The 8,145-nt window shown below is 72.2% G+C and carries 8 protein-coding genes and 1 rRNA gene; 2 read left to right on the top strand and 7 right to left on the bottom strand.

Annotated elements, in window-relative coordinates:
- Window positions 1-38 precede the first annotated feature (38 nt).
- A complete protein-coding gene (locus CCL05_RS31020; RefSeq protein WP_086564012.1) occupies window positions 39-386 on the top strand; it encodes an SCP2 sterol-binding domain-containing protein in 348 nt (115 codons plus the stop codon).
- On the opposite strand, the gene CCL05_RS31015 is transcribed toward CCL05_RS31020, so the two are convergent.
- From CCL05_RS31015 to CCL05_RS31000, 4 genes are all read right to left on the bottom strand, one after another.
- The gene (locus tag CCL05_RS31015) at window positions 370-1,242 is read right to left on the bottom strand and encodes an ABC transporter ATP-binding protein (RefSeq protein WP_167409648.1); all 873 of its coding nucleotides are present in this window, start codon (window positions 1,240-1,242) and stop codon (window positions 370-372) included. The genes CCL05_RS31020 and CCL05_RS31015 overlap by 17 nt on opposite strands.
- Window positions 1,239-2,279: a FecCD family ABC transporter permease gene (locus CCL05_RS31010; protein ID WP_086564010.1), complete on the bottom strand. Its 1,041-nt coding sequence runs from the start codon at window positions 2,277-2,279 to the stop codon at window positions 1,239-1,241. Before CCL05_RS31010 ends, CCL05_RS31015 begins: the two co-directional genes overlap by 4 nt.
- Window positions 2,276-3,319, bottom strand: coding sequence for a FecCD family ABC transporter permease (locus CCL05_RS31005; RefSeq protein WP_086564009.1), 1,044 nt, complete (start codon window positions 3,317-3,319; stop codon window positions 2,276-2,278). The genes CCL05_RS31010 and CCL05_RS31005 overlap by 4 nt, the downstream gene beginning before the upstream one ends.
- 131 nt (window positions 3,320-3,450) lie before the next feature.
- On the bottom strand, window positions 3,451-4,482 hold the full coding sequence (locus CCL05_RS31000; protein WP_086564008.1) for an HAD hydrolase-like protein: 1,032 nt from the start codon (window positions 4,480-4,482) through the stop codon (window positions 3,451-3,453).
- A 72-nt stretch (window positions 4,483-4,554) separates the two neighbouring features.
- Here CCL05_RS31000 and CCL05_RS30995 point away from each other — a divergent pair, with 72 nt between their 5' ends.
- Complete coding sequence (locus CCL05_RS30995; protein ID WP_086564007.1) at window positions 4,555-5,847, top strand: DUF1015 family protein; 1,293 nt, start codon at window positions 4,555-4,557, stop codon at window positions 5,845-5,847.
- A gap of 63 nt (window positions 5,848-5,910) precedes the next feature.
- On the opposite strand, the gene CCL05_RS45695 is transcribed toward CCL05_RS30995, so the two are convergent.
- The 3 genes from CCL05_RS45695 to rrf form a co-directional block, all read right to left on the bottom strand.
- Window positions 5,911-6,672, bottom strand: a complete 762-nt coding sequence (locus CCL05_RS45695; RefSeq protein ID WP_208641656.1) for a tetratricopeptide repeat protein — start codon at window positions 6,670-6,672, stop codon at window positions 5,911-5,913.
- Complete coding sequence (locus CCL05_RS47610; protein WP_208641657.1) at window positions 6,564-7,709, bottom strand: hypothetical protein; 1,146 nt, start codon at window positions 7,707-7,709, stop codon at window positions 6,564-6,566. Before CCL05_RS47610 ends, CCL05_RS45695 begins: the two co-directional genes overlap by 109 nt.
- Window positions 7,710-7,924: 215 nt before the next feature.
- A 5S ribosomal RNA gene (rrf, locus tag CCL05_RS30985) occupies window positions 7,925-8,041 on the bottom strand.
- Between the last annotated feature and the right edge of the window lie 104 nt (window positions 8,042-8,145).

Below are 8,145 nucleotides of genomic sequence, written 5' to 3'. Positions count from 1 at the left end.
CGACGCTACCGCGAACCGCTGCGGTACCGTCGACCGCGATGGCCACGATCGAGGAGTGCCGCAGCGCACTCGACAAGCTCTCCGACAACATGCAGCGCGCCGAAGGGGACGTCCGCGACGCCGCGGCCCTGGACCGTTCGGTCAGCTGCCACATCACGGACCTGGACGTCACCTTCGTCGGCCGTATGCGCGGCGGGCGGATCGAGGTGCACGACACCGTGCAGGGACCGCCGCCGGACAAGGCCGAGATCAGGCTCGCCATGACGGGTGACGACCTGCTCGCCCTCGTCGACGGCGAGCTGAGCTTCGCCAAGGCCTGGGGCTCGGGCCGGGTGAAGCTGTCCGCCGGCGTGCGGGACCTGCTCCAGCTCAGGAAGCTTCTGTAGCGACCGCCTTCTCCGCCCCGGTCCCGGCCCCGGATGCCGCCCCGACGCGTGCCTTCCGCGCCGCCGGCACGACCAGCGGCGTGCCCGTCTCCGGGTCGTCGATGACCTGGCAGCGCAGGCCGAAGACCTCCTCCACCAGGCCGGCCGTCACGATGTCCTTCGGCGCGCCCTCGGCGATGACCTGGCCCTCGCGCAGGGCGATGAGGTGTGTGGCGTAGCGGGCGGCGTGGTTCAGGTCGTGCAGCACGGCGACGAGCGTGCGCCCCTGCTCCTCGTGCAGCTCCGCGCACAGGTCCAGCACGTCGATCTGGTGCTGGATGTCCAGGAACGTCGTCGGCTCGTCGAGCAGCAGCAGCGGCGTCTGCTGGGCGAGTGCCATGGCGATCCACACGCGCTGGCGCTGACCGCCCGACAGCTCGTCGACGTAGCGCTCGGCCAGCTCGGCGACACCGGTCTGCCGCATCGACTCCTGGACGACCCGCTCGTCCTCGGTCGACCACTGGCGCAGGATGCCCTGGTGCGGGTAGCGGCCGCGCCCCACCAGGTCGCCGACGGTGATGCCGTCGGGCGCGATGGACGACTGCGGCAGCAGACCGAGCGTGCGCGCCACCTTCTTCGCGGGCATCGACTGGATGACCTGCCCGTCGAGCAGCACCCGGCCCGCACTGGGCTTGAGCATCCGCGACAGCGCCCGCAGCAGCGTCGACTTGCCGCACGCGTTCGGGCCGACGATCACGGTGAAGGAGTTGTCGGGTATCTCCACCGACAGGTGCTCGGCGATCACCCGCTGGTCGTAGGCGAGGGTGACGTTCTCGGCGGACAGACGGTTCACGGTGCTCCTTCGGTTCTTGCTCATATCCGGCCCGCCTTGCGTTCGGTGACCAGCAGCCACAGCAGGTAGGCACCGCCGAGCACGCCGGTGACCACGCCCACGGGCAACTGCTCGGCGCCGAACGCCCGCTGCGAGAGCCAGTCGGCGATGACCAGCAGGGCGGCGCCCATGCACAGGGAGGCCAGCAGGTTCGGGCCGGGCGCCCGGGTCAGGCGCCGGGCCAGCTGCGGTGCGGTGAGCGCGACGAAGCTGACCGGACCGGCGGCGGCGGTCGCGGACGCGGTCAGCAGCACGGCCGCCACCATCAGCAGCAGCCGTACCCGCTCCACCCGCACGCCGAGGGCGTACGACACGTCGTCGCCCATCTCCATCATCCGCAGCCCGCGCGCGTTGCACAGGACGAGCGGCACGAGCACGGCGCACAGCCCGAGCAGCGGCCAGACCTGGGCCCAGTCACGGCCGTCGAGGGATCCGGTCATCCACACGACCGCGCGGGCCGCGTCCACGATGTCGGACTTGGTGAGCAGATAACCGTTGACCGCCGTGACGATCGCGGAGACACCGATGCCGACCAGCACCAGCCGGTACCCGTGCACGCCCCGCTTCCAGGCGAGCACATAGATGGCGAGCCCGGTCACCAGACCGCCCACCAGCGCGCCGGCGGCGACCTGGTTGGCGCTCCCGGAGAACAGCACGATCACGGTGAGCGCGCCGGCCGTCGCCCCCTGCCCGAGGCCCAGCACGTCCGGACTGCCCAGCGGATTGCGGGAGATGGACTGGAACAGCGCGCCGCCGAGCCCGAGCGAGGCGCCGACCAGCAGCCCGACCAGGACCCGCGGCAGCCGCAGTTCGTTGACGATGAACTCCTGGCCCGCGTTGCCCTCGCCGAACAGCGTCCGCAGCACGTCGGCGGCCGGGATCGGGAAGTCGCCGGTGCCGATGAGCACGACACTCGCCGTGAGCGCCGCGACCAGCAGCAGGAGCACGACGGTCAAGGCCCGCACGTCCAGGCGCACGGAGAGCCCGCCCGGGGTCCGCACAGCACGGTTGGTGGTCTTCACAGCTGCGCCGTCCTCCGCCGTCGTACGAGATAGATGAACACCGGTCCGCCGAGGATCGCGGTGACGATGCCCACCTGGAGTTCCGCCGGCCGGGCCACCATCCGGCCGATGACATCGGCGCCGAGCAGCAGCACGGGCGACAGGATCGCCGCGTACGGCAGGATCCAGCGCAGGTCGGGCCCGGTGAAGGAGCGCACGACGTGCGGCACCATCAGCCCGACGAACACGATCGGCCCGCAGGCCGCCGTCGCCGCCCCGCACAGCACGGTCGCGGCCAGCATGGACAGCGCCCGCGTCCGGTTCAGGTTGGCGCCGAGCGCCTTGGCGGTGTCGTCACCCATCGCCATGGCGTTGAGCGGCCGGGACAACGCCAGCGCCAGGGCCACGCCGGCCAGCAGGAACGGCAGGACCTGCCGGATGGTCGAGTCGCTCGCCGAGGACAGCGAACCGACCGTCCAGAACCGCATCTTGCCGAGCGCCGCGTCATCCATGATCATCACGGCCTGGAGGTAGCCGTAGAGCGCGGCGCTGAGCGCCGTACCGGCGAGCGCGAGCCGCACCGGCGTCGCGCCCCGGCTGCCGCCGAGGAACCACACCAGCGCCCCGACCGCTGCCGCGCCGAGGAACGCGAACCAGACGTAGCCGCTGAGCGAGGTGACCCCAAGGTACGTGATGGCCGTGACGACCGCGGCGGACGCGCCCGCGTTGATGCCGAGCAGTCCGGGGTCGGCCAGCGGGTTGCGGGTGAGCGCCTGGAGAACCGCTCCGGCCAGACCGAGGGCGGCGCCGGCCAGCAGCCCGAGCACGGTCCGCGACAGCCGCTCCGCGACGACGACGTCGCCGTACGTCCCCGCGTCCTCGAACAGGCCATGCCAGACCTGCCCCAGGGACAGCTCTTTCGCCCCGATCGCGATACTCGCCAGCGCGACGAGCACCAGGATCGCGACGGCCAGGACGAGCCCGAAGGCACGTATCGCCCGTCGGGTCGGGGGCGCGGGGGCGGTCTCCGCGCGCTGTTCGGGGGGACTGTCGACCAACACGCAGGTTAGGTTAGCCTACCCTGCCATCCGATCTCGATTCCGGAGCCCGGCCGCCGCCCGGACACCCCGCCGGAGTGTGCCCGCGCACCGCCGATCCAAGCCGGACCCGGAACCACGGATCCAACGAGCACTCAAAGGCCCAGCCTCGCCAGCGACTTCCCCCCGTCCAGCTCGCACACCCCCGCACCTGCGGCCGTCCACGCCGCGGCACACAACGCGCGCAGCCCGTCCAGCGCCTCGCCGTCCCCGTCGAGCTCCAGCCGGTCCGCACCGGCCGTCGCCGTCCAGCCACCGCACCGGAACCCGCCGTCGCCCGCCGCCACGACATCCGGCTGGCCGCTGAGCAGCCCGCGCAGATCGGCGTCCACATACGTCGGCCGGTGCTGCGGCGGCGCGGCCAGCAACTGCGCACCGTCGGTCACGCCGGTCAGGACGAGCAGCGAGTCGACGTCCCCGTTGAACGCGCCCTCGATGTCCGTGTCCAGCCGGTCCCCCACCACCAGCGGCCGCTCGGCCCCCGTCCGCAGGATGGTCTCCCGGTGCATCGGCGGCAGCGGCTTGCCCGCGACCTGCGGCTCGGCGCCCGTGGCGATCCGCACGACCTCCACCGCCGCGCCGTTGCCCGGCGCGATCCCACGCCCGCTCGGAATCGTCAGGTCCGTGTTCGAGGCGAACCAGGGCACACCGCGCGCGACCGCGTAACTGGCCTCCGCGAAACGGCCCCACGGCAGCTCGGGACCGCCGTACCCCTGCACCACCGCCGCCGGATCGTCGTCCGCCGACTCCACCGGCACGAGCCCGCGCTCGCGCAGCGCCACCCGGAGCCCCTCACCACCGATCACCAACACGCGAGCACCCTGCGGCACCTGCTCGCTGATCAGCCGCGCGACCGCCTGCGCCGAGGTGATGACGTCGTCCGCGCCCGTCGGTATACCGAGCTCCGTCAGATGCTCGGCCACCGTGTCCGGAGTCCGCAGCGCGTTGTTGGTGACGTACGCCAGACGCATCCCGCCCGACCGGGCCGCGGCCAGCGACTCGACGGCGTACGCGATCGCGCTCCCGCCCGCGTACACGACACCGTCCAGATCGAGCAGCGCCGTGTCGTACGCCTCGCTCAGGGCCTGCCCACTGCCCTCGGGCCTCGTCCTGACGCTCCGGCTCATCCCGCATCGCTCCTCGTTCGACGGCTTTCCCCCGATCATCCCCCATGCCACTGACAGCCGTACGATGCCGGGATGAACACAGCAGGTCACTCGGAAGCAACGGAGCGCCGAGGCCTGGAACTCACCCCGTTCCGAGGCCTTCGTTACGACCCCGACCGGGTCGGCAGCCTGGCCGCAGTGACGTCCCCGCCGTACGACGTCGTCGTCCGCCCCGACGGAGTGCACCATCTCCAGTCCGCCGACCCGTACAACATCGTCCGTCTGATCCTCCCCCAGGCCGCCACTCCCAGCGCCCGCAACGACCAGGCCGCGCAGACCCTGCGCCGCTGGCTGTCGGAGGGCGTCCTGACCACCGACCCGGACCCCGGCCTGTACGTCTACGAGCAGCGGGACGACCACGGCATGCTGCAACGCGGCATCATCGGCGCCCTGCGCGTGTCGGACCCGGCCGAGCGGGTGGTGCTGCCGCACGAGGACGTCATGCCGCACATCGTCGCCGACCGCGCCGCCCTGATGCGGGCGACCTCCGCGAACCTCGAACCCCTCCTGCTGACCTACCGCGGCGACGACTCGACGACCGCCACGGCGGACCTGGTCGAACGCACCGCCGAACAGCCACCGCTCCTCGCGACCACCACGGAGGACGGCTTCAGCCACCGCCTCTGGTCGGTCACCGCCCCCGCCGACCTGACGACGATCCAGCGCGACCTGGCCCGTCACCAGGCCCTCATCGCCGACGGCCACCACCGCTGGGCGACCTACCGCCGCCTCCGCACGGAGCACCCCTCCCCCAGCCCCTGGGACCACGGCCTGGTCCTCCTGGTCGACACGGCCCGCTACCCCCTGCGCGTCCGCGCCATCCACCGCCTCCTGCACGACCTGCCGGTCGTCGAGGCCGTGGCCGCCCTGGACGGCCATTTCCGCGTCCGCCGCCTCGAAGTCCCGCTGCCCGAGGCCCTGGAGGCACTGGCGGACGCGGCCTGCGCGGGCAACGCGTTCCTGCTGGCCGGCGACGGTGCCTTCCACCTCGTCGACCACCCCGACCCGGACCTCCTGGCCCGCACGATCCCCGCCGACCGCCCCACCGCCTGGCGCACCCTCGACGCGACGGTCCTGCACGCCACGCTCCTCGACCACGTCTGGCGCATCCCCGAGGACTCCCCCGCGCACATCACCTACATCCACGACACGGCCGCGACGGTCGCGAAGGCGGAACGCGACGGCGGTACGGCCGTCCTGATGCACCCGGTCCGCGAGGAGGTCGTCCGCGACCTGGCCCGGCAGGGCGTCACCATGCCGCGCAAGTCGACGTCGTTCGGCCCGAAGCCGGCCTCGGGCCTGGTGCTGCGCGCGCTGGACCTCTGACGCGGTCATCCGGACACACGAAAGGGGCGGATCCCGACCGGAATCCGCCCCTTCTGCGCGAGGTCAGTCCTGCTGCTCCTCGGTGGCGTCGCCGCCCTCACCGTCATCCTCGGCCTCGGCCTCGGCCTCGGCCTCGTCCTCGGCCTCGGTCAGGGCGTCCACGAACTCCACCCCGTCCAGCTCGGCCAGCCGGTCCGAGGCGTCCGTGCTGCCGTCCCGGTCGGCCTCCACGGCCTTCGCGAACCACTCCCGCGCCTCGGACTCCCGCCCGGCCGCCAGCAGCGCGTCGGCGTAGGCGTACCGCAGCCGCGCGGTCCACGGCTGCACGGAGCTGGAAGCCAGCTCCGAGCTCTGCAACGTCACGATGGCCGCGTCCAGCTGCCCCATGTCCCGCCGCGCACCGGCCGCGACGAGCCGCATCTCGACCTGCCCGGCCTTGTCGAGCTTGTGCACCTCGGGCGCCCCGGCCATGTCCAGCGCCTTCTCCGGCCGCCCGAGCCCACGCTCGCAGTCGGCCATGACAGGCCACAGGTCGATGTTCCCGGTCATCCGCTTCGCGGCCCGGAACTCGGCCAGCGCCTCGCCGTACTTCTGGGTGGCGTACGCGGCGAACCCGGCGGCCTCCCGCACGGCGGCGACCCGCGACGCCAGCCGCAGCGCCACCCTGGAGTAGCCGTACGCGCCCTCGGGGTCCTCGTCGAGGAGCCGCGCGACCATCACCAGGTTCTTCGCGACATCGTCCGCGAGCGTCTTCGGCAGGCTCTGGAGCTCCTGCCGTACGTCCTTGTCGATCTCTTCGCCCGTGACGTCCTCGGGGATCGGCAGCCGCTTGATCGGCTCCCTGTCCCGCTCCCGGTCGTCACGGAACCGGCCGCCACCACGCCGGTCGTCACGACGGTCGTCGCGCCGGTCATCACGGCCACGGAAGCCCCCGGGCCGCCCACCGCGATCGTCCCGCCGCGGGCCACGCCCACGGTCGTCCCGTCCGCGCTCGTCCCGCCCACGGAAACCACCGCGATCGCCTCGGGTGTCACGGCTGTCGTCCCGACGGAAGTCGCCGCGCCCGCCCCGGGGGGCGTCGTCGCGCCGGAAACCACCGCGTTCCCCACGGTCGTCCCCGCGACGGTCGTCACGGCGCTCGTCACGGCCGCGGAAACCACCGCGGTCGTCACGCCGGAAGCCACGGTCGCGGTCGTCGCCGCGAGGCCCGCGATCCCGGTCGTCACGCCGGAAACCGCGGTCGCGGTCACGGTCGTCCCCACGGAAGCCACGGTCCCGGTCGTCACGCCGGAAACCGCGGTCGCGGTCGTCGCCGCGAGGGCCACGATCCCGGTCGTCACGCCGGAAATTACGGTCCCGGCTGTCGCGGCGCTCGGGGGCACGGTCGTCGCGCCGGGGGAACCCGCCGCGATCGCCCTCGCGCCTGTCGTCCCGACGGTCATCACGCCTGTCGTCCCGACGGTCGTCCCGTCGGAAACCACCGCGCTGGCCGCGGTCATCGCCCCGTCGGTCATCGCCCCGTCGGTCATCACGCCGGCTGTCGTCACGCCGGCCGTAGCCACCGCTGCGGTTGTCGTCACGGCGGTTGTCGTCGCGGCGGAAACCGCCACGGTCCCGGTCGTCCCGACGCTCTCCGCGGTCATCACGCCGGAAGGACGGACGGTCACCGCGGTCGTCCCGCCGGAACCCGCCCCGATCACGGTCGTCCCTGCGCGGCCCTCGGTCGCGGTCGTCACGCCGGCCGTACCCACCACCACGGTTGTCATCACGCCGGAAGCCACCACGCTCGCCGCGGTCGCTCCGCTCACCGCGCTCACCGCGATCGCTACGCTCGCTTCGGCGGAAGCCGCCACGGTCTCCACGGTCCCCGCGCTGACCGCCGCGGTCGCTCCGGTCCCCCTCCCGTCGCTGCTGGTCGCGCTCCGGTCGGTCGTCGGGAGAGTTGGTGGACATGGTGACTCCTGTCTTCGGTACCGCAAGTCATTCTCGCGCAGCCGGGTGCCCAGCGCGCAGTGCAAAACAAAAAGGACCCCTGGTCCCAGCTGAACGCTGGTGACCAGGGGTCCTTCCAAAGATTGTTCGGCGGCGTCCTACTCTCCCACAGGGTCCCCCCTGCAGTACCATCGGCGCTGTAAGGCTTAGCTTCCGGGTTCGAAATGTAACCGGGCGTTTCCCCTACGCTATAACCACCGAAACCCTAATGGTTTCGAGCGAACAAGCACACTCTTCAATTGTTTGTTCTGCTCAAAGCCGACAACTGTTCGTTGTCTCAGAACTAACACAGTGGACGCGAGCAAC

The organism is Streptomyces africanus, from assembly GCF_002150735.1.
Lineage (GTDB): Bacteria > Actinomycetota > Actinomycetes > Streptomycetales > Streptomycetaceae > Streptomyces > Streptomyces africanus.
This window is presented reverse-complemented; position numbering and strand designations above follow the sequence as displayed.